General features: G+C 64.0%; 22 protein-coding genes. 9 read left to right on the top strand and 13 right to left on the bottom strand.

Annotation, left to right across the window (positions count from 1 at the left end):
- Positions 1 to 10: 10 nt before the first annotated feature.
- The 4 genes from ACIGJB_RS00370 (at position 11) to gstA (ending at position 3686) form a co-directional block, all read left to right on the top strand.
- A complete protein-coding gene (locus tag ACIGJB_RS00370) occupies positions 11 to 739 on the top strand; it encodes a maleate cis-trans isomerase family protein (RefSeq protein WP_483730882.1) in 729 nt (242 codons plus the stop codon).
- A 36-nt stretch (positions 740 to 775) separates the two neighbouring features.
- Positions 776 to 2197, top strand: a complete 1422-nt coding sequence (hydA, locus tag ACIGJB_RS00365) for a dihydropyrimidinase (protein WP_483730881.1) — start codon at positions 776 to 778, stop codon at positions 2195 to 2197.
- Positions 2198 to 2220: 23 nt separating this feature from the next.
- Positions 2221 to 2958: an aspartate/glutamate racemase family protein gene (locus ACIGJB_RS00360; protein ID WP_483730880.1), complete on the top strand. Its 738-nt coding sequence runs from the start codon at positions 2221 to 2223 to the stop codon at positions 2956 to 2958.
- A 101-nt stretch (positions 2959 to 3059) separates the two neighbouring features.
- A complete protein-coding gene (gene gstA / locus ACIGJB_RS00355) occupies positions 3060 to 3686 on the top strand; it encodes a glutathione transferase GstA (RefSeq protein WP_483730879.1) in 627 nt (208 codons plus the stop codon).
- A 719-nt stretch (positions 3687 to 4405) separates the two neighbouring features.
- Here gstA and ACIGJB_RS00350 read toward each other — a convergent pair.
- From ACIGJB_RS00350 to ACIGJB_RS00310, 9 genes are all read right to left on the bottom strand, one after another.
- Positions 4406 to 5047: a glutathione peroxidase gene (locus ACIGJB_RS00350; protein WP_483730878.1), complete on the bottom strand. Its 642-nt coding sequence runs from the start codon at positions 5045 to 5047 to the stop codon at positions 4406 to 4408.
- Positions 5048 to 5138: 91 nt separating this feature from the next.
- The gene (locus ACIGJB_RS00345) at positions 5139 to 6629 is read right to left on the bottom strand and encodes an MDR family MFS transporter (RefSeq protein WP_483732365.1); all 1491 of its coding nucleotides are present in this window, start codon (positions 6627 to 6629) and stop codon (positions 5139 to 5141) included.
- Positions 6630 to 6961: 332 nt separating this feature from the next.
- Positions 6962 to 7402, bottom strand: coding sequence for a CBS domain-containing protein (locus ACIGJB_RS00340; protein ID WP_483730877.1), 441 nt, complete (start codon positions 7400 to 7402; stop codon positions 6962 to 6964).
- A gap of 150 nt (positions 7403 to 7552) precedes the next feature.
- Entirely contained in the window at positions 7553 to 8971 is a 1419-nt protein-coding gene (dbpA, locus tag ACIGJB_RS00335; protein WP_483730876.1) for an ATP-dependent RNA helicase DbpA, read from the bottom strand.
- A gap of 36 nt (positions 8972 to 9007) precedes the next feature.
- Complete coding sequence (locus tag ACIGJB_RS00330; protein WP_483730875.1) at positions 9008 to 9931, bottom strand: DUF72 domain-containing protein; 924 nt, start codon at positions 9929 to 9931, stop codon at positions 9008 to 9010.
- A gap of 138 nt (positions 9932 to 10069) precedes the next feature.
- Complete coding sequence (locus ACIGJB_RS00325) at positions 10070 to 11281, bottom strand: DUF4382 domain-containing protein (protein WP_483730874.1); 1212 nt, start codon at positions 11279 to 11281, stop codon at positions 10070 to 10072.
- Between the two features lie 430 nt (positions 11282 to 11711).
- A complete protein-coding gene (uraD, locus tag ACIGJB_RS00320) occupies positions 11712 to 12239 on the bottom strand; it encodes a 2-oxo-4-hydroxy-4-carboxy-5-ureidoimidazoline decarboxylase (RefSeq protein ID WP_483730873.1) in 528 nt (175 codons plus the stop codon).
- Between the two features lie 129 nt (positions 12240 to 12368).
- Positions 12369 to 13316 (bottom strand): LysR family transcriptional regulator, encoded by a 948-nt coding sequence (locus ACIGJB_RS00315; RefSeq protein WP_483732364.1) that lies wholly within the window; start codon positions 13314 to 13316, stop codon positions 12369 to 12371.
- A gap of 55 nt (positions 13317 to 13371) precedes the next feature.
- Positions 13372 to 13509 carry a hypothetical protein gene (locus tag ACIGJB_RS00310; RefSeq protein WP_483730872.1) on the bottom strand — a complete coding sequence of 46 codons (138 nt, stop codon included), beginning with the start codon at positions 13507 to 13509 and terminating at the stop codon, positions 13372 to 13374.
- Positions 13510 to 13721: 212 nt separating this feature from the next.
- Between ACIGJB_RS00310 and ACIGJB_RS00305 the strand changes: the two genes are divergently transcribed.
- From ACIGJB_RS00305 to ACIGJB_RS00290, 4 genes are all read left to right on the top strand, one after another.
- A complete protein-coding gene (locus ACIGJB_RS00305) occupies positions 13722 to 15062 on the top strand; it encodes an MFS transporter (RefSeq protein ID WP_483730871.1) in 1341 nt (446 codons plus the stop codon).
- 1 nt (position 15063) lies between these two features.
- Positions 15064 to 15570: a hydroxyisourate hydrolase gene (gene uraH / locus ACIGJB_RS00300; protein ID WP_483730870.1), complete on the top strand. Its 507-nt coding sequence runs from the start codon at positions 15064 to 15066 to the stop codon at positions 15568 to 15570.
- Between the two features lie 30 nt (positions 15571 to 15600).
- On the top strand, positions 15601 to 15936 hold the full coding sequence (gene uraH, locus ACIGJB_RS00295; protein ID WP_483710013.1) for a hydroxyisourate hydrolase: 336 nt from the start codon (positions 15601 to 15603) through the stop codon (positions 15934 to 15936).
- Positions 15937 to 16204: 268 nt separating this feature from the next.
- Entirely contained in the window at positions 16205 to 16954 is a 750-nt protein-coding gene (locus ACIGJB_RS00290) for a carbonic anhydrase (protein WP_483730869.1), read from the top strand.
- Between the two features lie 24 nt (positions 16955 to 16978).
- On the opposite strand, the gene ACIGJB_RS00285 is transcribed toward ACIGJB_RS00290, so the two are convergent.
- On the bottom strand, positions 16979 to 18115 hold the full coding sequence (locus ACIGJB_RS00285) for a Fic family protein (RefSeq protein WP_483730868.1): 1137 nt from the start codon (positions 18113 to 18115) through the stop codon (positions 16979 to 16981).
- Positions 18116 to 18272: 157 nt separating this feature from the next.
- The gene (locus ACIGJB_RS00280; RefSeq protein WP_483730867.1) at positions 18273 to 18602 is read right to left on the bottom strand and encodes a nucleotide pyrophosphohydrolase; all 330 of its coding nucleotides are present in this window, start codon (positions 18600 to 18602) and stop codon (positions 18273 to 18275) included.
- Between the two features lie 118 nt (positions 18603 to 18720).
- Here ACIGJB_RS00280 and ACIGJB_RS00275 point away from each other — a divergent pair, with 118 nt between their 5' ends.
- Positions 18721 to 19380 carry a methyltransferase family protein gene (locus ACIGJB_RS00275; protein WP_483730866.1) on the top strand — a complete coding sequence of 220 codons (660 nt, stop codon included), beginning with the start codon at positions 18721 to 18723 and terminating at the stop codon, positions 19378 to 19380.
- Between the two features lie 153 nt (positions 19381 to 19533).
- Here ACIGJB_RS00275 and ACIGJB_RS00270 read toward each other — a convergent pair whose 3' ends face one another.
- Both ACIGJB_RS00270 and ACIGJB_RS00265 read right to left on the bottom strand, forming a co-directional pair.
- Positions 19534 to 21636, bottom strand: a complete 2103-nt coding sequence (locus ACIGJB_RS00270; RefSeq protein ID WP_483730865.1) for a hypothetical protein — start codon at positions 21634 to 21636, stop codon at positions 19534 to 19536.
- 265 nt (positions 21637 to 21901) lie between these two features.
- Positions 21902 to 23107: an ISL3 family transposase gene (locus ACIGJB_RS00265; protein ID WP_483729871.1), complete on the bottom strand. Its 1206-nt coding sequence runs from the start codon at positions 23105 to 23107 to the stop codon at positions 21902 to 21904.
- Between the last annotated feature and the right edge of the window lie 165 nt (positions 23108 to 23272).

Here is a 23272-nt window from a genome sequence, read left to right as displayed (position 1 = left end):
AACCATTGCAATGACCAAGCAAATCCGTCTCGGCATGCTGACGCCGTCGTCCAACACCGCCCTCGAACCGATCACCAGCGCGATGGTCAGCGGCCTGCCGAACGTGAGCGCGCATTTCTCGCGCTTCACCGTGACCGAGATCTCGCTGCGCGACCAGGCCCTGGGCCAGTTTGACCTCGAGAAGATCCTGGGCGCCGCACGCCTGCTGGCCGACGCACGCGTCGACGTGATCGCGTGGAACGGCACGTCGTCGGGCTGGCTCGGCTTCGACAAGGACGAGGCGCTGTGCAAGCAGATCACCGAAGCCACCGGCATTCCCGCCACCACGTCGGTGCTGGCGCTCAACGAGATCCTGGAGAAGACCGGCGCGCGCCGCTTCGGCCTGGCCACGCCGTATCTCGAAGACGTGCAGCAGCGCATCATCGCGAACTACCAGCGCAGCGGTTTTGACTGCTCGGCCGAGCGCCATCTGGACCTGCACGTGAACTACAGCTTCGCCGAGGTCGAGGAAGACACCATCCGCACCATGGTGCGCGCGCTTGCCGAGGACAAGCCGCAGGCCATCACCACGTTCTGCACCAACCTGCGCGCAGCGCACCTGGTGGAAGCGCTGGAAGCCGAGACCGGCATTCCGGTGTACGACACCATCTCCACCGTGGTGTGGAAGTCGCTGCGCCTGGCCGGCGTGGATACGCGCGCGCTGACCGGCTGGGGCCGGCTGTTCCGCGAAGTCGAATAAGGCAGCGCGTCCACCAACCGAACCGGAGTGATGACCATGCCCGCAAACAATAACCTCGACCTGGTGATCCGCAATGCCGACGTGGTCACCGCTTCCGACCGCTTCCAGTGCGATATCGGCGTGCGCGACGGCCGCATCGTCGCGCTCGGCCAGGGCCTGCCGCAAGGCAACCGCGAGATCGACGCCACCGGCTTGCTCGCGCTGCCCGGCGGCGTCGATGGCCACTGCCACCTGGACCAGCCCATGCCCGACGGCATGCGCATGGCCGACGATTTCTTCACCGGCACGCGCGCGGCCGTGTGCGGCGGCACCACCACGGTGATCCCGTTCGCCGCGCAGGAAAAGGGCCATTCGCTCAAGGCCGCCGTCGCCGATTACCACAGCCGCGCCGAAGGCCGCGCCGTGATCGACTACGCGTTCCACCTGATCGTGGCCGACCCGACGCCAGCGGTGCTGCAGGACGAACTGCCCGCGCTGATCCAACAGGGCTACACCTCGTTCAAGGTCTACATGACCTATGACGACCTGAAGCTGTCGGACCGCGAAATGCTGGAGGTGCTCGACGTCGCGCGCGAACACAAGGCGCTGGTGATGGTCCATGCCGAGAACTCGGACTGCATCTCTTGGCTGACCGACAAGCTCACCGGCGAAGGCCGCATCGCCCCGCGCTTCCATGGCCTGGCACGTCCGGCGCCGGTCGAGCGCGAGGCCACGCATCGCGCCATCACGTTCGCTGAGCTGGTCGATGTGCCGATCCTGATCGTGCATGTGTCGGGCAAGGAAGCGATCGAGCAGATCCGCTGGGCGCAGGGCCGCGGGCTGAAGATCCTGGCCGAGACCTGCCCGCAGTACCTGTACCTCACCGCCGACGACATGGGCCTGCCCGGCGATGACGGCTACGAAGGCGCCAAGTGCGTCTGCAGCCCGCCGCCGCGCGACCCCGAGAACCAGGCTGCCGTGTGGCGCGCGCTGGTCAACGGCGTGTTCAGCGTGTTCTCGTCGGACCATGCGCCGTTCAACTACGACGATCCGGAAGGCAAGAAGCTGGGCGGCAGCACAGAGCATGCGTTCGACCACATTCCCAATGGCGTGCCGGGCATCGAAACGCGCCTGCCGCTCCTGTTCGACGGCGTGGCGCGCGGCAAGCTGTCGCTGCACCAGTTTGTCGAGCTGACCTCGTACCGTCCGGCCAAGATCTATGGCCTGTATCCGCGCAAGGGCACCATCGCGGTCGGCGCCGATGCGGACATCGTGCTTTGGGATCCCGTGCGCAAGGTGCGCATCACCAACGACGCGCTGCATCACGCGGTCGACTACACGCCTTATGAAGGCATCGAAGTGACGGGCTGGCCCGTGACCGCTTTCTCGCGCGGCGACATGCTGGTGAGCAACGGCGAATACCTGGAGCCCGCAGCCGGACGCGGCAGGTTCCTGGAAGCCGGGCAGCCCGAGGTCTGAACCAGAATCCATCGAAACCCACCATGAATCTCCTGATCGTCAACCCCAACATCAGCGAGTCGGTCACCGACCTGATCCACGCGGAAGCGCTGCGCACCGCCGCGCCCGAGACGAACATCACCATGGCCACTGCGCAGTTCGGCGTGGCCTATATCGAAACGCGCTTTGAAGCGCTGGTCGGCGGCTACGCGACCGCTTGCGCTGCCGCCGAGCATGCCGGCAAGTTCGACGGCCTGGTGGTCGCCGCCTTCGGCGACCCGGGCCTGGCCGGGCTCAAGGAGCTGTTCGATGTGCCCGTGGTCGGCATGACCGAGGCCGCACTGGCCAGCGCCTGCCTGCTCGGCCAGCGCTTCTCGATCATTGCGATTTCGCATCGCATCGAGGCGTGGTATCGCGAATGCGTGGCCAGCAACGGGCTTTCGTCGCGTCTGGCAAGCATCCGTTCGCTGCAGGAGCCGCTGCGCGATATCGGCAGCGTGCAGGAAGACCATGCCGCGCGGCTGGAAGAACTTAGCCTGCAGGCCGTGCGCGAAGATGGCGCTGACGTGATCATCGTCGCCGGCGCGCCGCTCGCGGGCCTGGCGCGTTCGCTCAAGGGCCGCATTCCGGTGCCGGTTGTCGATGGTGTCAGCAGCGCCGTGCGGCATTGCGAATCGCTGGTCGCGCTGCAGGCCGGCACCACGCGCGAAGGCAGTTTCGCGCGTCCGCCGCGCAAGCCTAATGCCGGCCTGCCGGCAGCGCTCGCGCAAATGCTGGCCTGATCGCAGGCTATTGCGCATTGCGTGCCATCGGGGCGCGTCCTAGACTGCTGCACGGCCACTGCATCACGCAGTGGCCGGCCAACGCGACATAGGACACCCTGATGAAGCTCTACTATTCCCCCGGCGCCTGCTCGATGGCGGTCCACATCGCCTTGCGTGAAGCGGGCCTGCCCGTCACGCTCGCCAGGGTCGACCTGGTCCACCACAAGCTGGTGGAAGCCGAGAACGGCAGCGACGATTTCTACGCGATCCATCCGCGCGGCTACGTGCCCTTACTGCAGCTCGACGATGGCTCGCGCCACAGTGAAGTGGCCGCCCTGCTGCAGTACGTCGCCGATCTGGTGCCCGAAAGCAAGCTGCTACCGGCCGCCGGCACGCGAGAACGGCTGGAAGCCATTAGCTGGCTCACGCTGGTCTCCACGGAATTGCACAAGGTGTTCAGCCCTTGGCTGTGGCATAAGGAAACGGCCGACAGCACCGCGCAGCTGTGCAAGGCCAAGCTGCAGTTGCGCTTCGCCGAACTCGATCGCCACCTGCAATCCAGCGATTACCTGACCGGCAGCACTTTTACCGTGGCCGATGCCTACTGCTTCACGATCCTGGGGTGGGCACGCATGCTGATGATGCCGCTGACGGCGTACCCATCGCTGCAGCAATTTCTTTCGCGTGTGGCCGCGCGGCCCGCCGTGCGGGAGGCAATGCGTTTGGAAGGGCTGATACGCGATTGATGCGATTGTCAGGCGTCGCTGTTTTGCTGGCGCGGCCGGCGGGGGCGGTGGGGAATGACTGTCGTGCTTGGCAGGCGCGGCTGTTTCGCAGGCGTAGCCTGCGAGTCACTTTTTGTCCGAGCGACAAAAAGTAACCAAAAAACGCGTCGCTTGCCCTAACGGGCGAATATTGATCGTAGCGTGCGACGAATTTCGTACGGGTACTCGCTTCAGAGTCTGCCCCGCTGCCTGCCGCATGGAGCGCAACCGTATGTAGGCTCTCCCACAATGATTGAACCAGCCCTGAACCTGTCCGTGGCCCGCCAGTGGGCGCGATATCGCATCATCGCCTACGGCTGCTGCGCGGCTCAGTAAAAACCAGAAAAGAGGGTAACGGAAGCACCGTCGCCAGCGCCGCTGATGCCCTGACTAACCGACTAGTGAGACGCGTAGCAGCCGAAGGCGATGATGCGATGACGGCGGAAGCAGGGGCCACGGACAGGTTCGGGGCTGGTTCAATCACGGCTTGAAAGCCTGCATGCGGACGCGCACCATGCGGCAGGCAGCCAGGCACGCTCTGAAGTTCATACCCGTACAACACCCTCAGCACGCTACGATCAATATTCGCCCGTTAGGGCAAGTAAACGCGTTTTTTGGTTACTTTTTGTCGCTCGGACAAAAAGTGACTCGCCGGCTACGCCGGCGAAACAGCAGCGCATGCCAAGCACGCCCCCCCCATCTCACCGAGCCCCCTCCAGCAACCTCTCAATTGCCGCCACAAACTGCTTATCATCCGGCGAGGTCTTACTCCCGTAACTCCCCACCACCCTCCCATTCCGATCAATCAAATACTTATAAAAATTCCATTTCGGCGCCGTACCGGTTTCCTTCGCCAGCATCGCGTACATCGGATTAACATCGCCGCCGCGAACGTGCGATTTGCCGAGCATCGGGAACTTGACGCCGTAGGTGTTGTAGCAAAAGTCCGCGATCTCCTTGGACGACCCCGGCTCCTGCGAGAAGTCATTGGACGGGAACCCCAGCACCACCAGCCCGCGGTCGCGATACTTGGAGTAGAGCGCTTCAAGCCCTTCGTACTGCGGCGTGAAGCCGCAATAGCTCGCGGTGTTGACCACCAGCACCACCTTGCCGGCGTACTGGCAGAGGTTTTGCGGCGCGTCGTCCTGCAGGCGCGGGAACTGGAAATTGAGCGAGGCCGGGCAGTTGCCGGCCGGCGCGGCGGCCGGGAGGGCGGCCGGCTTGTCCGCAGCGCGCGCCGGTTGCGGCAGGAGCACGGCACTGGCGACGGCAAGCGCCAGGGCCGCAGCCAGTGCGGAAGGGCGCAGGAATGCAGCGGCGAGGGCGGTTTGACGGCGGTTCATGAGATGTCTCCTGTCTCTATTTGCGGGGGCGTCTCGCTGTATCGGGTACGCCATAGTTTACGCCGTTGGCCGCCTTGCCGCCGGCAACGGCTCAGTCCATGGCCAGCGTGGCGGCGTGTTCGGTGACGCTGCCGCGCAGCTCCAGGTCCGGCATGCAGCGCACGATGCCCAGCGCCAGCAGCGCCGCCACGGCGCCCACCGCGAAGATCAGCTGGAAACCCGATTCGACGCCCGCGGCAAGCACCTGGCGCACCATCGGCGAGAGCTGCGCGAAGGCTTCGCTGCCGTGCCGCAGCGCACCCAGGTCCAGCGCCTGCGTCACCCCGGCGGCGGCCGTGGCGTGGCGGAACTCCAGCGTCAGCAGCGTGCCGGCCAAAGCGCCGCCCAGCGCGCTGCCGAGCGAGCGCAGCACCAGCAGGGCGCCCGTGCCGGCGCCGGTGTCGCGGCGCTCCAGCACGTTCTGCACGCTCATCAGCGTACCAACCATGACCATGCCGAGCCCAACGCCGCCCACGGCCATCGCCAGCAGCACCACCGCCAGCGGCACGGCGGATGTGGACAGCGCCAGCACCGCCAAGCCCAGCATGCCCGCCACGAAGCCACCCGTCAGGATGCCGCGCATGCGGCCCACGCGCGGCGCCAGCCACGCCACGATAAAGTTGCCCGCCACGGTCGACAGCAGGAACGGCACCACCAGCAAACCCGACATCGACGCATCGGCGCCGCGCACCAGCTGGAAATGCAGGGGCAGGGCGAAGATGCACAGGAAGATATTCAGCGCGGCCAGCGCCGAAGCGGCCACGCCCATCACATAGGCGCGGTTGGCGAAGAGCCGCGGCGGCAGCATCGGGTCGGCGGCGCGGCGCTCCTGCCAGGCCAGCGCGGCCACGGCGCCGACGGTCAGCAAGGCCAGCAGGCCGACTTGCGGCGACAGCCAATCGAACACGTCGCCGCCCCAGCTCATCGCCAGCAGGAACGCGACGATGGCCACGGCCAGCAGCAGCGCGCCCAGCCAGTCAACGCGCGCACGGCCGCCGCGCACCGGCAGCATGGCCAGGCCGCGGTAGCACATCACCATCGCCAGCCCGCCCAGCGGCAGGTTGATCCAGAACAGCCAGCGCCACGACAGGTGGTCAGAGACCCATCCGCCCACCAGCGGCCCCGCGACGGACGCCACCGCCCACACCGTCGCCAGATAGCCCTGGTAGCGCCCGCGCTGGCGCGGTGCCACCACATCGGCAATGGAAGCCTGCGCGAGCGACATCAGCCCGCCGCCGCCGATCCCCTGCAGCGCGCGGAACAGGATCAGCTGTCCCAGCGATTGCGCCATCGCGCAGGCAACCGAGGCCAGGATAAACAGCGTGATCGCCACCATCAGCAGCCGGCGCCGCCCGAAGCTGTCGGACAGCTTGCCGTACAGCGGCGTGGCGACCGTCGAGGTGATCAGGTACGCCGTCACGATCCACGACAGGTGGCCGAAGCCGTTCAGGTCATTGGCGATCGCCGGCACAGCCGGGATGACGACGGTCTGGTCCAGCGCCGCCAGCAGGATGCACAGCACGATGCCGCCGATAACGCGCATGATGGCGTGGTGGTCAACGGCCGGGGCAAGGGGAATGGAAGCGTTGGCCTGACTGGCCGGGGTAAGCGATGACATGGGCGGACAACGGCAGCGCGCGGCGAGATGGCCGCAGGCGGTCAACAAAGCAGGGGGACTGGCTCCGGCCGGAAGTCCAGGCGCGCGGCGTTCAGATACCGCGGCGGATGGCCGGATTCACGAATTCAGCAAACGCATAATTATATGCCGACTCGCCTATGGCGTGCGGCGCCCGTGCAACAACGAGGCCGAAACGCCGATGGAGAGGCAAAGGCAACGGTGCGCGCGGAGCGCACCGCCCTGGGTTCGTCCGGCAGCTAGCGGCTGCCGCCGTGGATATAGTGCTCGAGCTGCTCGATGATGAATTGCTGCTCGGAAATGATGTCCTTCACCAGGTCACCGATCGACAGCATGCCGAGCAAATCTTCGCCATTCATCACCGGCAAGTGGCGCATGCGGTGCTTGGTCATCAGCGCCATGCATTCGTCGGTGCTCTGGTCGCCACTCACGTAGATGACCGACGACGTCATGATGTCGCGCACCAGCGTATCGCGTGACGAACGCTGCATCAGGATCACCTTGCGCGCATAGTCGCGCTCGCTCAGGATCCCCACGATCTTGCCGTGCTCCATCACCAGCACGGCGCCGATGCCTTTCTCCGCCATCAACTGCAGCGCGGCGTACACCGTCGCCGTGGGCGGAATGCTGAAGATGGCTTGGGTCGGCTTGGACTCTACGACCTGGCGTGCGGTTTTCATCACCCACTCCTCTTCTGTCGATCATGCGCTGGCAGCACAAATGCCATGTCCATCCAGATTAGCAAAGGATAGTGCGCCCTAACAGGGTGACTTACACGAATCTTCATGAAGTCAGATCTGAGCGACACTATGCGGTGGCCTGTGGAAAACTCACTCCGTGAGCATCCTCACCTTCACTTTCTTGCCTTTGACCTTCCCGGCATTGAGCCGGCGCACGGCTTCCTTGCCGATGGCGCGATCCACCGCGATGTAGGTCGACATCTCCATCACGTTGATCTTGCCGATCTGTTCCTTGGTGAAGCCGGCCTCGCCCGTCAGCGCGCCCAGGATATCGCCCGGACGGATCTTTTCCTTGCGGCCGCCCAGCATTTGCAGGGTCACCATGGAGGGCAGCAGCCGTTCGTTGCTGGCCGGCTGCAGTTCGGCCAGCGGATGCCATTCGAACTCGCCGCCGTGGTGCTGCTCCAGGTTGCCTACGCGCCCCATCTCGTCCATGCTGACCAGGCTGAAGGCCCAGCCCTCTTCACCGGCTCGGCCAGTGCGGCCGACGCGGTGGATATGGATTTCGGGGTCCGGCGTGACTTCCACGTTGATCACTGCGCCCAGTTGCGCGATATCGAGCCCGCGCGCGGCCACGTCGGTGGCCACCAGCACCGAGCAGCTGCCATTGGCGAACTGCACCAGCACCTGGTCGCGGTCGCGCTGCTCCAGGTCGCCGTGCAAGGCCAGCGCCTGGAAGCCCTGCGCGCGCAGCAGGTCCACCAGATCACGGCAGCGCGCCTTGGTATTGCAGAACGCCAGCGTGCTGGCCGGACGGAAATGGTCGAGCAGGCGGCCCACGGCGTTCAGCCGCTCGCCTTCCTCGACCTCATAGAAATACTGGCGGATGCTGGTGTTGTCGTGCCGCTCGGCCAGCTTGACCTCCCGCGGCTTGCGCAGGAACTTCTGGGTCAGCTTGTCGATGCCGGGCGGATACGTGGCCGAGAACAGCAGGGTCTGGCGCTCGCTCGGACAGCGGCTGGCGACGTAAGCGATATCGTCGAAGAAGCCCATGTCGAGCATGCGGTCCGCTTCGTCGAGCACCAGCGTGTTGATCGCCGACAGCTCCAGGCTGCCGCGGTCGATATGGTCGAGGATGCGGCCCGGCGTGCCCACCACGACATGCGCGCCATGGACCAGACTGTCGACCTGCGGACGCATCGGCGAGCCGCCGCACAGCGTCAGCACCTTGATGTTCTCTTCGGCGCGCGCCAGGCGGCGGATTTCCTGCGTGACCTGGTCGGCCAGTTCGCGCGTCGGGCACAGCACCATGGCCTGCACGTCGAAGCGGCGCGTGTCCAGCCGGTGGAGCAGGGCCAGCGCAAACGCGGCGGTCTTGCCGCTGCCGGTCTTAGCCTGGGCGATCAGGTCGTGTCCGGCGAGCGTCAACGGCAGGCTGGCGGCCTGGATCGGCGTCATCTCGTCATAGCCGAGCTGGGCGAGCGTGGCCAGCATGGCCGGCGACAGGGGCAGGGCGGAGAAATCCGCGGCGGGGGCGCCGGCTTGCGGCGATTGGGAGTTTTCGTTCATGCCGGATTGTAGCAACGGGGTTTCAGTCAACCGCTCTCAGGCGCGCTTTTTCACCGGCACCGGTTCCTGCGGCGCCCAGCCCAGCCGCGACAGCAGTGCCTGCGCGGCCGCCGGGGCGCGTTCCTTGGCGCCGTTGATGAAGAAGATGAAGACTTCGCGTTTTTTGGCCGCCGGCTGCTTGTCTTCCACCTGCTCCAGTTCAGCCGGCGCCTTGCCCGCGGCCCAGGTCCGCGCATGTCCGGCCCACGCGTCGAGCGCCTTCGGCCCGTAGCCGGTCGCCAGCTTCTCGCTGCTTTCCATCAGGCGCGCGTAGACAAAATCCGTGGTCAGGTCCGCGATCGACGGAAACTTCGCCGAGTCGGTATAGACCGTGGCCGCCTTGTACTTGCGCGCGAGCTTCAGGTATTCGGGCACCGCGAAACTGTCATGCCGCACCTCCAGCACGTGACGCAGCTTCACGCCTTCCACGGAATCGGGCAGCAATTGCAGGAAGGCTTCGAAATCCTCGGCGTCGAACTGCTTGGTCGGGGCGAACTGCCAGACCAGCGGCCCGAGCTTAGGGCCAAGCTCCGCGATGCCCGAGTCAATGAAGCGCGCGATCGATTCGCCCGATTCCGCCAGCACGCGGCGGTTGGTGGCAAAGCGCGAGGCCTTTACCGAAAACACGAAATCATCGGGCGTTTCGTCGCGCCATTTGGCGAACGACGTGCGCTTCTGGGTGCCGTGATAAGTGCTGTTGATTTCGATGGCCGTCAGGTGCCGGCTGGCGTATTCCAGTTCACGCGACTGCGCGAGGCCGTCGGGATAGAAATTGTCGCGCCACGGCGCGTAGCTCCATCCGCCGATGCCGACGCGTATCGGGGTATCGGCCCTGGTCTTGCGCCGCGAGGCGGGCTGCGGTGCGGAGGCAACCGGCTCTGCCGGCGTGGATGCGGACTTGGCCGCGGTGCGTGCTGCCATGGCGCGATCTCCCTGGGCGCGAGAATCGAAGTCTAGCGGGAAACCGCAGCCAGCGGAAAGGAGAAGCCGGCGGCCAATCGGAACAAAGCCGGGGGCAGGCTTACGCCCGCTCCCGGCTCGCACGACAGATGTCGGTACTTAGAACGAGAAGTCCTGGATCACGTCAGCGGTGTTCACATCCACCGACTGCGATTTCACCACCCCTGCCGCGCTGGTGGCCTGCACGCTGTACTTGCCGCCCGCGGCGCCGTCCGGCTGCAGCGGGATCGGCAACGCAGTCTGGTACGTGCCAATCACCGGGGCCGCAACGGGCAGCGCCGGCGCGGCGGCGAAGAAGCTATAGGCACCGGTATCGCTGGCGGCAGCGGTCGCGGCAATCTCGAACGTGCCGCCGCTGACCAATTGCAGCGCGCGCAGCGTCGCGTCGGCAGATGCCGGCGACACCGTGCCCGAAACTCTGCGGTACGCCGATGTCGGCAGCGACATCGGCGAGCCCGCCGTCGAGATCGCGGTACTGCCGCCCGCCACCACCGGCACGCTGCGCACGATGCCCGTGGCGCGGCCATTGGCCGAACCTGGCACCACCACCACATCGACCGAACCGGCGGTGCTGCTCTGCTCGATCGGCGAGAGCGTGAAGTTGCCGTTGGCATCCGCCACCGTCGCCTTCACCACCACGCCGTTGCGCTCGGCATAGACGCTGGCGCCCGGGGCCGAACTCACCACGCCAGTCACGGCACCGCTGACCACCATCGGGATCGCCGTCACCACGGGCTTCAGGCCAAAGCTGCCGTTGCCACGTTTCACCACGGATTTGCAGGCGTCGAAGTCCAGCACCAGGTCGGTCAGCGTGCCGGATGCTACCGTGAATGGCCGGTTGATCTTGATGCCGGATTGCACCGCGCTCGGTGTATCGAGCGTCTGCTCGCTAGCGCCGGTCGGTACGACGGAGTTCGCTAGTGCAGCCGAACCCGCCCCGTTGTTTGCGTCGAGGACCAGCCGGATCTGCTGGTAGTTGCCGGCGGGCAGCGCGGTCTGGCCCAGTGTGGACAGCACCCCGTTGGTCAGCGACAGCAGGTCGATCTTGCGCGCTGGCGTTACGTCGATGTTGACCCAGCCGCTGGCGCCCGGATCTGCATTGGCGTTGGTATGGACGCGCACCCTGTTGACGGTCACGAAGACATGGTCGAAGCCGCAGGCGGGCGCGTCAGTCATTGAGACCTTCAACGTTCCCTGGCCACCACCCGAATCATCGCCACCACCGCCCCCGCAAGCGGCCAGCCCAAGGGCGCTGGCCAGTGCAACGATGCGCAATGCGCTGGAAGAAAAGGATTTGGAAAAGTCTGACACGGTATGTCTCCGCTTGTTGTTGGAAGCTAATCGGAGAATATGTTGCAAACCGCACAACCGTTGTAAGTCTTTGTAATGGGTTGTAAAGGAACGACGTTCCTTGTCTGCATGATTGCTCAGCCAAACTTTGCGCGCGGCAAAGCGTGCGAACCCGCGCGATGCAGTGCAGCGACGCATTTGCTGCGCCGCCTCAACACCAAAGGGTCGGCGCAGCTTGGCCGGACACACGACGGACGCTGCATGGCAACGGGGAATGCATGGCAGCGCATCGTCGTCGCCGGAGCGACCCGGGGACGATGCCTGAGAGGATCAGATCGGTTCGTGAATGCATGCATTGACGACAGCGACGCATGACGAGTTTCGCATCGCGTTGAGGGATCGCACGCACGAGTCGCGTGCACAGCAGTCCTGCACGCGCACGCCGCCGCAATCACGACACCAGAGCCGTCAGCCGCGCATTCAAGCGCCCGCGCGTAATGGCAGCGATCTGTGCCAGCGCCTCATCCAGTTCCACCGGCGTGCTGCGGTCCACGCGGCGCTCCAGCGCGGCGAAGATGCCTTCACGCGTGTAGTGCCGCACGCAGATGATGAACGGGAAACCATGACGCGCGAGGTAGGCTGCGTTCATGCGATCGAGCGACGCTTCCTGCTGCGCCGTCATGGCATCGAGCCCCGCACTCTTCTGTTCCGCATTCGAGTCCGCCGTCATCGTGCCCGCGCGGATGTTCGCGCCCGACAGCAGCGGGTGCAGGTTCAGGAAATCGCGCTGGCCCTTGTCGTCGAGCTTGCGCACCACATCCATCATCGCGTCATGCAGCGCCGCCACCGATGCAAACGGGCGCTGTGCCCAGGCCCCTGCCGCCGCCTGCGGAAAGTGCTCGAACACGCTGCCGAACACGCGCGCGAAGCCCGCCTGGTCCAGCGCGTTGACCGGCGCGAGATCGATTGACTGTGACATGGACTACTCTCCCGTAAAACCCGCCGCGTCGGCAAGGCATGGACGTTGAATACGGGCCGAGTATAGGAAGCGCTCCGGGCAGCGGCGAGGCCTGCCACCCTATAGGTCGCATAACAGAATCCGATACCGCTACGCGGGGTCCATATCGCGCAAATTACGCAACGCTTGCGAGGCCGCCGTCAGCATGCCGCGCAGCCACATATGCGCGGCCGAGCGGTGGCGCGACGGATGCCACAGCTGATAGAAGCGCATGAACGGAAACTCGATCGGCGGCCTGAGCACGGCTACGGGCACGTGCTGTGCGTGATAGTTGGCAAAGTGGCGCCCCGTGGTAAGGATCAGGTCCGTACCGGGGATCAGGCTCGGCGCAAGATTGAAATACGGGCAGCTCACGCGGTTGTCGCGATGGACGCGCATGGTACTCAGCCCTGAATCGACCAGTCCGCGCTGGTCGCGCGAATAAGGCGTGGGCACGATATGCGCCGCACCGAGATAGGCCTGTGCAGTGAACTTTCCGGGCTGGTTATGCACGCTGTCCTGCGCCACCATGCAGACCACCTCATCTTCGAGCAGAACCGACAGGTGCAGATGCTCCGGAGGATTGGGCCAGTTGCCGATGACGATATCCGCCGCGCCTTCCGACAAGGCCTGTTCGTAGTCGAAGCTCGCGCTCAGCGGCACGGCCACCAGGCGCGCATGCGGCGCCGCGCGGCGGAACTCGCGCACCACGTGGGCAAAGAAGGGCGGCGCCAGGTAGTCGGGCATCGCCACGGTGAAGGTCTGCTCGGTGGTGGCGGGATCAAAGCGGTCATCCGACACCAGCAGGTTGTCCAGCGCACTGAGCGCGGCTTGCGCGTTGCGTGCGATCTGCAACGCGCGCTCGGTGGGCACCATCACGTTCTTTTCGCGCGTGAGCAGCGGGTCGTTGAAGATCACGCGCAGCCGCTTGAGCGCCGAGCTGATCGCCGGCTGCGACTGGTTCAGGCGGATGGCCGTGCGCGAGACGCTCTGCTCGGCAATCAGGATGCACAGCACGCGCAGCAGGTAAGTATCGAAGGGATCGTCGGCGCGGATCATGGTGAAGTCCTGGGCGAGGATGGCAGCCGGGTGCGCCATACAGCGCAATCGCGCATTATCCCAGTCCGCCGATGGCCACTTTGTAGCGTGTCGCGCACCGCACGGCAACGCGGTCGAACCCGGAGTCGGCCAGCGCATGCGCAAAACCCAGCCCGCCATAGCGCTCGAAAACCGGCCGGCTAGGGTAATCCATAGGTCTGCGAGGCCGCCCCGCGATCGCCCGCAAACCCGCGCCGCACAAGGCTTTGCGCTCCATATCGATGCTGATATAGGGCCTATACCAGCCCTCCCGTTCCCCCCTGTCGGCGCGTTCCTATACTTGCTTCCAACCAAACGACGGCGCCCGCCGCATCGCCTCTCTGGCAGCCGGGACGCACGACGCAAACTGACGAGACAGGAGACACCATGTCCATTACGAAGCAAGGCGTGCCGATCTTCGCCGGCACAGCGGACGACGCCGAGGCCAGCGTCTACCGCAAGGTCTCCTGGCGCCTGCTGCCTTTCCTGGGCGTGCTGTGGGTGCTGGCGTGGCTGGACCGCGTGAACATCGGCTTCGCCAAGCTGCAGATGCTCGATTCGCTGCAGTTCAGCGAAGCGGTGTACGGGCTCGGCGCCGGCATCTTCTTCATCGGCTACTTCCTGTTCGAAGTGCCGTCGAACATGCTGCTGCAGAAGATCGGCGCCAAGAAGACCATCATGCGCATCACGATCTGCTGGGGCGTGATCTGCATGCTGCAGACCCATGTCTCCACGCCCCTGCAGTTCTACACGCTGCGCTTCCTGCTCGGCGCGTTCGAAGCGGGCTTCTATCCCGGCGTGATTCTCTACCTGACCTACTGGTACCCGTCGGAGCGCCGCGCCCGCGCATTCGGCACGTTCATGTCGGCATCGGCCATCGCCGGCGTGCTCGGCGGCCCGCTGGCCGGCTGGATCATGACCTCGATGGGCGGCGTGCATGGCATGCACGGCTGGCAGTGGCTGTTCATCATCGAAGGCATCCCCTCAGTGCTGGCCGGCATCTTTGCCTGGTTCTACATGACCGACAAGCCCGAGCAGGCCAGGTGGCTCACCGACAATGAAAAGCGCGTGGTCCTCGACGCCCTGAAGCGCGACAACGCGGCCATGGGCGAGCGCGGCCACGACTGGCGCAGCGTGTTCACCAACCCCAAGGTGTGGCTGCTGATCGCGATCTACTTCTGCCTGCTGTGCGCCAACTCCACGCTGACGTTCTGGATCCCGACCATCATCAAGGACGTGGGCTTCACCACGCCGATGGCGGTCGGGTGGATCGCAGCGGTGGCCTATCTGTGCGGCGCCATCGGCATGGTCGCCAACGGCGCGCACTCCGATCGCCGCAATGAAGTGCGCTGGCACTTCAGCACCGCGGCGCTGGTCGGTGGCGGCGCCATGGCTGTGCTTGCCATTCTGCTCGGTATCAACGCGCTGTCGCCGGTAATCGCCCTGCTCGCCATGACGGCCTCGCTGGTTGGCACCATGAGCGCGATTCCCGTGTTCTGGCAACTGCCCAACCGCTACCTGGCCGGCAGCGCCGCCGCGGTGGGCGTGGCACTGATCAACTCCGTCTCGAACCTGGCCGGCTTCGGCGCGCCGTATGCGATGGGCCTGATCAAGACCGCCACCGGCAAGGTCACCACCGGCTTGTACGTCGTGGCCGTCATTGAAATCGTGGCTGCGGTGCTGGTGGTAGTCGGCATCCGCCAGCTCCGCAACAAGAGTGAGGCCTGATATGCGCGACCATCAAGATCCAGACTTCGACGCCAGCCGCCGCCGCTTTGCGCTGCAATCGCTGACGCTGGGCGGCGGCGCCCTGCTGGCCGGCAACGCCCTGGCCGAGACTGCGCCCAACCAGACCACGGGGCCGGTGCAGCAAGGCGGCCTGAGCCCGCGACTGACCATGCACGCGCTCGATACCTGGCACGGCACGCCGGCTGCCGGTATGCGCGTGGATATGTACCGCATCGACAATGGCCAGCCGCGTCATATGCAGACCGTCACGCTGGCCGCCAACGGCCGCAGCGAACCGCCGCTGCTGATCGGCGACACCTACCGCACGGGCACCTACGAACTGCTGCTGCATGTGGACGAGTACTTCGCCGCGCGCAAGGCCAATCTGCCCCAGCCGCTGTTCTTGTCGAAGATCCCGCTGCGCTTCCGCGTGACCGACGCCAGCCAGCGCATCCACCTGCCCGTGCTGTTCGGGCCGTGGAGCTACAACTACTATCGCGGCAGCTGATGCGGCCCGTTTGCTGACAAGGAGACCGACATGGCAGGCATCAGCACTCACGTACTCGACGTATCGCTCGGAAGGCCCATCGCCGGCATGCAGATCGAACTGTTCGACATGGGCACGCAGCCGCCCAAACTGATTACTCGCGCACGCACCAACAGCGACGGCCGTACCGATACGCCGATGCTGCCCGCCACGCAGGCGCGCACCGGAGACTTCGAACTGCGTTTCTGGGTGGCCGATTACTTCAAGACGCCGGACGTGTTCGCCGATATCGTGCCCGTGCGGTTCACCGTTGCCGATGCCGCGCAGCACTACCATGTGCCGCTGCTGTGCTCGCCGTGGAGCTTCGGGACGTATCGGGGTAGTTGATTGTTCATGTGGCACTGCGCGTATCTGCGCCCGGGCGGCTGAGCAAAGCCGCCCGTTTTTGTTTGGGGCACATCATTCACACCGGCATCATGGGATTCGCGTAGTCGCGCTCCATCGCCCGCTACACTTCCCCGGTCCAATGAGACGGTTTGATGCATTCCCCCGGTCAACCCTGCCTTTCACGCAGCGTTCCGGAGCCATGGGCATCGGTCCGTTCAGGCATGCGGCCGCCTGCTCGTCCCTTAGTTTCCACAACGGTAACCATCAGATGAAGACACGCATTGCGATTGCAGCATTGGGCACACTGCTTCTCACGTCGATTGCCAGCGCCACCGAAGCGCCGCACTGGACCTACCAGGGCAAGACTGGCGCGAGCCAGTGGGCCCACCTCGAAGCGGACTACGCCGTGTGTGGGACGGGCCAGCGCCAGTCGCCGATCAACATCGAGACACGCAAGGTGACCGGCACCACGGCGCAGGCCATCGATCTGTCCTATGCGCCTGCGAATGCCGAGGTCATCAATAACGGCCATACCATCCAGGTCGAACCGGCCAACGGCGGCTCGCTCACCATCGACGGCGTGGAGTACAAGCTTGCGCAGTTCCACTTCCACACGCCGAGCGAGGAGAAGATCGATGGCAAGTCCTATCCGCTGGTTGCACACCTTGTGCACAAGAGCGCCGAAGGCAAGCTTGCGGTGATCGCCGTGCTGTTCCGCACGGGCAAGGCCAATGCAACGCTGAAACCGGTGTTCGCGAGCCTGCCGGCGAAAGCGGGTGAGAAGCGAGCGCTGGACGGCACCATCAACGTCAACGAGCTGCTGCCGGCCAAACGGGACAACTACACGTTTATCGGCTCGCTGACTACTCCGCCCTGCAGCGAAGATGTGCGATGGGTGGTGATGAAAGAGCCGGTGTCGATTTCGTCCGCGCAGCTTGCGGCGTTCAGGAAGCTGTACAAGATGAATGCGCGGCCGGTGCAGGCGGTGAATGGGAGGGAGGTGTTGGTGGGGAGATGACCGATCGACAGTGGATCGGTTCAGTCAAACCCGAGCTGGTGAACTCTGTTCGACCAGCTCGTACGACGTGCTTCGCCCGCCCGCCTCGGACTTGCGTAGCACGCCGAGCGCCACCAGATCTTGAATGTCCCGCAGCGCAGTGTCCGCCGAGCACTTGGCAATCGTCGCCCACTTGCTGCTGGTCAGCTTGCCGTCGAAGCCGTCGAGCAGCAGATTGAGCAGTTTCAGCTGCCGCTCATTGAACGGTGTTCCTGCCCATCGTTGCCAGAAGCGTGCCTTGGCCAGGACCGCATCTAGGGTGTGCTGGGCACTCTGAACGGCGCGAAGCAGCGTACCCAGGAACCACATCAGCCAGGGCGTGACGTCCAGCGTTCCCTTCTGAGTACGCTCGAGGATGTCGTAGTAGTCCTTGCGTTCCCGCTGAATTTGCGCCGACAGGCTGTAGAAGCGCTGCGGGCTGCCGTCCGCGCGGGCGAGAAGCAGATCACCGACTGCGCGCGCGATGCGCCCGTTGCCGTCGTCGAATGGGTGCAGCGTCACGAACCAGAGATGGGCGAGTCCCGCTTTGAGAATCGGCGGGTCTTCGGTGTCCGCATTGACCCAATCAATGAAGTTCGCGGTCTCCGATTCAAGCTGTTCCGCGGGCGGTGCTTCAAAATGGATTCTCTGACGGCCGTACGGACCTGACACCACTTGCATGGCGCCGCTTGCATCGTCGCGCCAGCCAGCGACGCGAATTTTCGACATGCCGCTGTAGCCCGTGGGAAACAGTGCGGCATGCCAGCCGAACAGCCGCTCCGCTGTCACGGGCGCATCGCAGCGGGCCGTTGCGTCAAGCACCATTTCCACAACGCCTTCCACGTGTCGATCGACGGGAGCCAGCGCACCGATGTCCACCCCAAGCCGACGCGCGATGGATGAGCGCACCGAATCCACATTGAGCCGCTCGCCCTCGATCTCGCTGGATTTCACCACATCCTCGGTCAGCGCGGCAAGGCTGGCCTGGTCGCGCAGCGCCATGCCGACATCGGCCATGCGGCCAAGCAACAGACCTTGCGCCCGCGCCACCTCGGCCAGCGGCGAAGCCAGTCTGGCCAGATCGTAGTGAAGGGCCGGCCAGTCAGGGGCCTGCCAGATGTAGAGCCAATCTCCGCGTTCCATGCGGAGATTATGGGCGCAAATCCCTGCATCGGCGCCTAATCACCGCATTTTTTACGGAGAACGAGAGGACCTTCGCCTTCACTATATGGATCAGTACTAGTTTGCCGAAAACATACATCATCATCATTCATCGCGCGAATATAATATCGCCTTTGAGTCACGCCTGGTTCTTGGCCGGATACTTCTTCGCATTCATCTCCATCTTCGCCCGTACCGCGGCATCCAGGTCCACACCCAGCGCCGTCACTAGCTGCGTCAGGTAGATGGTGATATCGGCAAGCTCCTGCTCCACGTGCGCGCGCTCGTCCGTCGCCATGATTCCGCGCGATTCCTCTTCGGTCTGCCACTGGAAGATCTCGACCAGTTCGGCCACCTCCACGCTCAGCGCCATGGCCAGGTTCTTCGGGCTGTGATATTTGCCCCAGCCGCGCGCTTCGCCGAACGCGATGGCGGCTTGCTGGAGATTCTTGATATCGATGAGAGGCATGGTTTGCTGCATGACGTGTCTTCGGCAAAGCCGTATTGAAACATGCCAGACCGGCCAGCCACTGGCGGCCAAAAGGCATAGGCTAGAGGTTAAGAATCCTTCTCATGGCGGGCCCAGCATGCGTTCATCCATCGGCATGGCTGTCTTCACCCTGGCGGGCACCCTTGCCTACCTTGCGCTTCCCGTTCTCGGCTGGGGCGGCATGGCTCCCTTCTTTGCCCATCCGGCGCGAATCGTACTGGCCGAGGCGACCATGGCGCTCGCCGTGGTCGCCGTCTTCTCTCAAGGCAACATCAGCAGCGGCGAACGCGAAGACCGCGGCAACCGCTGGGTGCTCGCAGTGTTCGGCGTGCTCGGCCTGCTGTCGGGCTACGTGCCAGCCTGGAACGATCGCATCGGCTTCTGGGTCATCGACGGCGACACCCTGCGCTGGATCGGCGTGGCGCTGTTCGCAGGGGGCGGCGTACTGCGGCTGGTGCCAGTGTTTATCCTGGGCAAGCGATTCAGCGGGTTGGTTGCGATTCAGCGCGGGCACAAGCTCGTGACGACAGGCCTGTATGGCGTAATCCGGCACCCGAGCTACCTCGGCTTCGTCGTCAGTTCGCTGGGATGGGTACTGGCGTTTCGCTCGAGTGTGGGCGTGATCCTGACATTGCTGATGATCCCGCCGCTGGTGGCACGCATCCGTGCGGAGGAAGCTATGTTGCGGTCGGAGTTTGGGGCGCAGTATGAGGCGTATTGCGCGAGGACTTGGAGGATGGTGCCGGGGGTGTATTAGAAGGGCCAAACGATCTGCTATGGCGATTTCCGGTAGATGCAAAGCTCCGGCCTCGAGCGGTCACGACAACAAAAAAACCAGGGCGCTGGGCCCTGGCTTCATCAACCAAGTAGACAAAGGCTGCGCCCTCCCTGGAACGCGCAGCGCAATGCGTCATTGGCCATCAAAGCGGTAGACAGCCGTCTTGGAGCTGCTGTCGAGCATCCTGTAGCTGAACAGGAAGGTACGACTGTTGGTAGGCGCAATGAATGCCGGCACCGAATTCAGCGTCAACGAGGTTGCGCCCCTGGCCACCGGTTGCATGGGCCCATAGCTGCCGGCGCTATCGGTCACGAACTGCACGCCGCCGATCTGTTGGGCAGCAGCATTCTGCGCCCAATCGACGGTGAGGCTGGCCTGGGCACCAGTCAGGCCACCGTTCGGATCCAGCGCGCGCAATGTCTGCTGGCCCGGTGTATTCCATGGCAGGTTGACAGCCTGTTCTGCCTGAACGAGGTCGCTGAGCAAGGTCTTGTGGAAGACAACGGGATTCGTCGGATTCGTGATACTCGTGGGACTCGAGCCATAGAACAACTCAACCTTGTACTTGGCCCCCTTGACCACGAGCTTCGGATCCACACCATCGCTCGGCTGAGCAAAGGCAAAGTTAGGGGGGTTGGCCGTCAGCGTTGTTGCGGCGGCACCGGTAACCCCTGCAGTCCGGGTGAACCAGAGATTCGGGCAGTTATAAGTAGTGTTGTTGCCACACCGCTTGCCAAAACCATTGGTGTTGGTACTGTCGATAACGCCTGCCTTGTTTAGCAGATCCATGGTCGACTGGTTCGAAGGTATCCCCGCCGCAGTGTAGACGAGACCAGTCCCCGGATTGCCATTGCCAGGCAGCCCCCGGCCCGAGACCCGCACCAATTGCAGGGTACCTTGCCCACTGACGCTACCCGGCCCCCGCGCGTTGGCATTTACCGAGATCCCGGTCTGGAACGTGCTCATCCGGTTATCCGTGGCGGAGAACGACGGATTCAACTGCTCCACACGACGCACCTGCAGCCTGATCGAGACATCCGCAGGATGCTGGTTGCCCACGAGCCACCACGTAGTCGGACGCTCGGCCGTCGAACTGTTGCTGATGTTCTGGGCCACGGTGATCACGTTGCCGGGATTGCCGTTCGCATCCAGATAGCGGATGTTCACGACAGCCCGGTCGGAGTCGGAAGGCGAGGCGGCAGGATAGAACGCCATGATCTCGGGCATGCTGAACTGCGCGCCATTCATCGCGTCGCTCGTCAGCAGGCCGTAGAAGAACTGTCCAGATGAGTAGCCGTTATGCAGGAAGTCGACGTGCGCAGCGTTGGAACTGTCTGCCGCGATGTCCTGGCAGGCGGCGGCTGCCGACGTAATCTCAGGTCCGCCAGCCGAAGGGGGAACAGTGGTGTCGGTTGACAGAACGCGTTGCGAAGTCGGAATGGCAAAGCATGCATTGAGCGCCTTCGCCATGAGCTGGGCCGCTAGCGGCAACGACGCCACGCCATCAGCAGGCTTGGCCAGCGGGGTACCGCTGCTGCTTGCCGTGGCCATGTCCACAGGCGTGGGATTGTCCACCGTGGTCAGGGCCAGCTTGCCGGTGGCCGGATTGGTCACGACTTTCACGATGTCCAGGAGCTGGTCGGCCGTGTTGCCGACACCGGATGCCGTGGCGGCGACGATGCTTGTGCTGAAGGGATTGTAGTCAGCCGGGGCGCCAATTACGCTCAGCACCTCGCTCAGTTGGGCCAGGACATTGGTCACCACCTGCTGCAAGGTCGCGGCATCGACCTGCTTGCTGTTGACCACGCTCATCGCATTGCCGTCAGACGACAGCTGCGCAACGATTGCGGTGGTCAGCGGCGTTGCGTTGACGGTAAGCGTTGCGCCTGCCGCGGGCGTGGTCGTGGCCACGCTGACCAGCGCCGGCGTATTGCCGGTCGGATCGGTCACGACCACAAAGAATGGGGCGGCCTCGCCGGCCTTCAAGGTGCAAGTGTAGGAACCCAGTGCCGTGGTGGTGATGGACAACTCCTGGCAAGCCGCATTCCCTGCACCGTCCGTAATCGCCACGTTGGCATTGGCGAGCGCACTGCCTGTCGCCGCCGTACCGCTGAGTACCGCGCTGGGCGTGGCCGGCGAGTTGGTGGCCGGCGCACTGGTTGATGACTCTCCCCCTCCTCCACAAGCCGACAAAGCCAGCACCGCAACACTAAATGCGATGGGTGTAAATCTCATTATCCACTCCCCGGACCGTTGTATTTAAAAGACGACAAAAGTAATGACCCCTCTTTCGGAGGGTCAGTCCGACTCCGGACAAACCGGAGTCCCTCTCAAAACATGCCATATAAAAATCTGAGTGCATTCCCGTGCATTTATTGGCATATCCGCTGCGGCATTCTTCTCAACTTCGGTGCCGCAGTCACAGATTGACGAGGATTCTGCAAAAACTCCCGATGCAGGACATCATTCATTCTGATGAAAGCCCGAAAAAAAAGGTTCTTCACCGATTTCCGGGGAAGGCCGCCCGGATCTTCAGGAAGAAGTAATGGTCATCACGGAAGCCATAGGCCATCCGTTTGATGACCTTGATCCGGTTATTGATGCCCTCCACCAGATTGGTTCCCAACGGCCAGCGGCTATGAGCCAGGATGCCTGGCAGGTAAGGCTTGAGGCGTTTGGCGAACAGGCAAAGAGGTGCGATGCCGCTGGCCATGGCGCGCTCGTACCACCCTTGCCAGAAGCGCCGGGCGTAGCCGGGATGCCGGTATGTCCAAAGTGTCTTGAGATCGTCCTTGAGCACGTAGACGGTCATCAGCGCTTGGTTGGCCGCCAGTATTTCATCAAGCCGGATCTGATCGGCCTCACGGGTAACGTTCTCGCGGTTGCGCAACAGCAACCAGCGAGAAGACTTCACCACCTTACGGGCCGCCTTGTCGCCGCGTAGCCGATTGGCCTCATCCACCCTAACGCGATCGATGACTTCACGGCCGTACTTGGCCACCACATGGAACAGGTCATAGACGACCTGTGCGTGCGGGCAATGCATCTGCACTTCAAGGTCGTAGGCGGTATTCATGTCCATCACTGCGGCGCGAATCTTGGCGCAGCCTTCGGGGCCAAGTAGCTCGAAGAAGGGTCGGATTTCCTCTCGCGAGCGTCCGCGCCCAACCCAGAGTACCCGCTTGCTCGACGGCTCAACGATGACCGTGGCATAGCGATGGCCCTTCTGGATAGCAAACTCGTCCATCGCGATCACGGTGACGCCTTTCAGGTCGACCGGCCCCAGTTCCCGTTCCAGATGACGCAGGTCGATGCGCTTGACCGTAGTCCAGGCCAATTGATAGAAGGCAGCGACATGGCGCAACGACATGACCTTGCACAGTCGCGCTACGCTGGCGGCTAGCCGCGTTGTCACCCGCGCATAGGGTGCGAGCCAGTCCAGGCGTTCCAGCTTCGGGCCACATTGCCGGCAAGCTAGACGAAGTCGCGGCACGACCAACTCCACCGGAGTCTCGAACATAGGCAGATCCCGCACGCGTCGCTCTACCCGATCGTGGATACTGCTAACGCCTCGACCACAGCCATCGCAGCACCGCCTCCGGCGCCCCTTAGGTTCCAGCCGGATGAGGCAAATACGTTGCCCATTACGGGTCTCTTCCCAGCTATCGCGCAGGCGATAGCCTTCCCAGCAGCCGAGCTGGGCCATACAATCGCGCAGGGCCAACCTCCACCTTCCTGATTCTTGTTGTGTCGCAACTCCAAGATAACAGTGGTGGGCGCGTTGGCCCTTTTTGTTTCTATACGGTCACGCAGATCGGCGAAGAACCAAAAAAAACCGCCTGTGCAACGGAATGCCTGTGATAGCCTGAGC

The sequence above is a fragment of the Cupriavidus sp. C2SS-8b genome, assembly GCF_057073745.1.
Note: the sequence above shows the minus strand (reverse complement) of the source record. Positions and strands in the feature narration are given on the sequence as shown.

Coding starts and splice junctions, on each gene's coding strand:
- ACIGJB_RS00370 (WP_483730882.1), top strand. CDS start 11: ATGACCAAGCAAATCCGTCTCGGCATGCTGACGCCGTCGTCCAACACC.
- hydA (WP_483730881.1), top strand. CDS start 776: ATGCCCGCAAACAATAACCTCGACCTGGTGATCCGCAATGCCGACGTG.
- ACIGJB_RS00360 (WP_483730880.1), top strand. CDS start 2,221: ATGAATCTCCTGATCGTCAACCCCAACATCAGCGAGTCGGTCACCGAC.
- gstA (WP_483730879.1), top strand. CDS start 3,060: ATGAAGCTCTACTATTCCCCCGGCGCCTGCTCGATGGCGGTCCACATC.
- ACIGJB_RS00350 (WP_483730878.1), bottom strand. CDS start 5,047: ATGAACCGCCGTCAAACCGCCCTCGCCGCTGCATTCCTGCGCCCTTCC.
- ACIGJB_RS00345 (WP_483732365.1), bottom strand. CDS start 6,629: ATGCGCGTTATCGGCGGCATCGTGCTGTGCATCCTGCTGGCGGCGCTG.
- ACIGJB_RS00340 (WP_483730877.1), bottom strand. CDS start 7,402: ATGAAAACCGCACGCCAGGTCGTAGAGTCCAAGCCGACCCAAGCCATC.
- dbpA (WP_483730876.1), bottom strand. CDS start 8,971: ATGAACGAAAACTCCCAATCGCCGCAAGCCGGCGCCCCCGCCGCGGAT.
- ACIGJB_RS00330 (WP_483730875.1), bottom strand. CDS start 9,931: ATGGCAGCACGCACCGCGGCCAAGTCCGCATCCACGCCGGCAGAGCCG.
- uraD (WP_483730873.1), bottom strand. CDS start 12,239: ATGTCACAGTCAATCGATCTCGCGCCGGTCAACGCGCTGGACCAGGCG.
- ACIGJB_RS00315 (WP_483732364.1), bottom strand. CDS start 13,316: ATGATCCGCGCCGACGATCCCTTCGATACTTACCTGCTGCGCGTGCTG.
- ACIGJB_RS00310 (WP_483730872.1), bottom strand. CDS start 13,509: ATGGATTACCCTAGCCGGCCGGTTTTCGAGCGCTATGGCGGGCTGGGT.
- ACIGJB_RS00305 (WP_483730871.1), top strand. CDS start 13,722: ATGTCCATTACGAAGCAAGGCGTGCCGATCTTCGCCGGCACAGCGGAC.
- uraH (WP_483730870.1), top strand. CDS start 15,064: ATGCGCGACCATCAAGATCCAGACTTCGACGCCAGCCGCCGCCGCTTT.
- uraH (WP_483710013.1), top strand. CDS start 15,601: ATGGCAGGCATCAGCACTCACGTACTCGACGTATCGCTCGGAAGGCCC.
- ACIGJB_RS00290 (WP_483730869.1), top strand. CDS start 16,205: ATGAAGACACGCATTGCGATTGCAGCATTGGGCACACTGCTTCTCACG.
- ACIGJB_RS00285 (WP_483730868.1), bottom strand. CDS start 18,115: ATGGAACGCGGAGATTGGCTCTACATCTGGCAGGCCCCTGACTGGCCG.
- ACIGJB_RS00280 (WP_483730867.1), bottom strand. CDS start 18,602: ATGCCTCTCATCGATATCAAGAATCTCCAGCAAGCCGCCATCGCGTTC.
- ACIGJB_RS00275 (WP_483730866.1), top strand. CDS start 18,721: ATGCGTTCATCCATCGGCATGGCTGTCTTCACCCTGGCGGGCACCCTT.
- ACIGJB_RS00270 (WP_483730865.1), bottom strand. CDS start 21,636: ATGAGATTTACACCCATCGCATTTAGTGTTGCGGTGCTGGCTTTGTCG.
- ACIGJB_RS00265 (WP_483729871.1), bottom strand. CDS start 23,107: ATGGCCCAGCTCGGCTGCTGGGAAGGCTATCGCCTGCGCGATAGCTGG.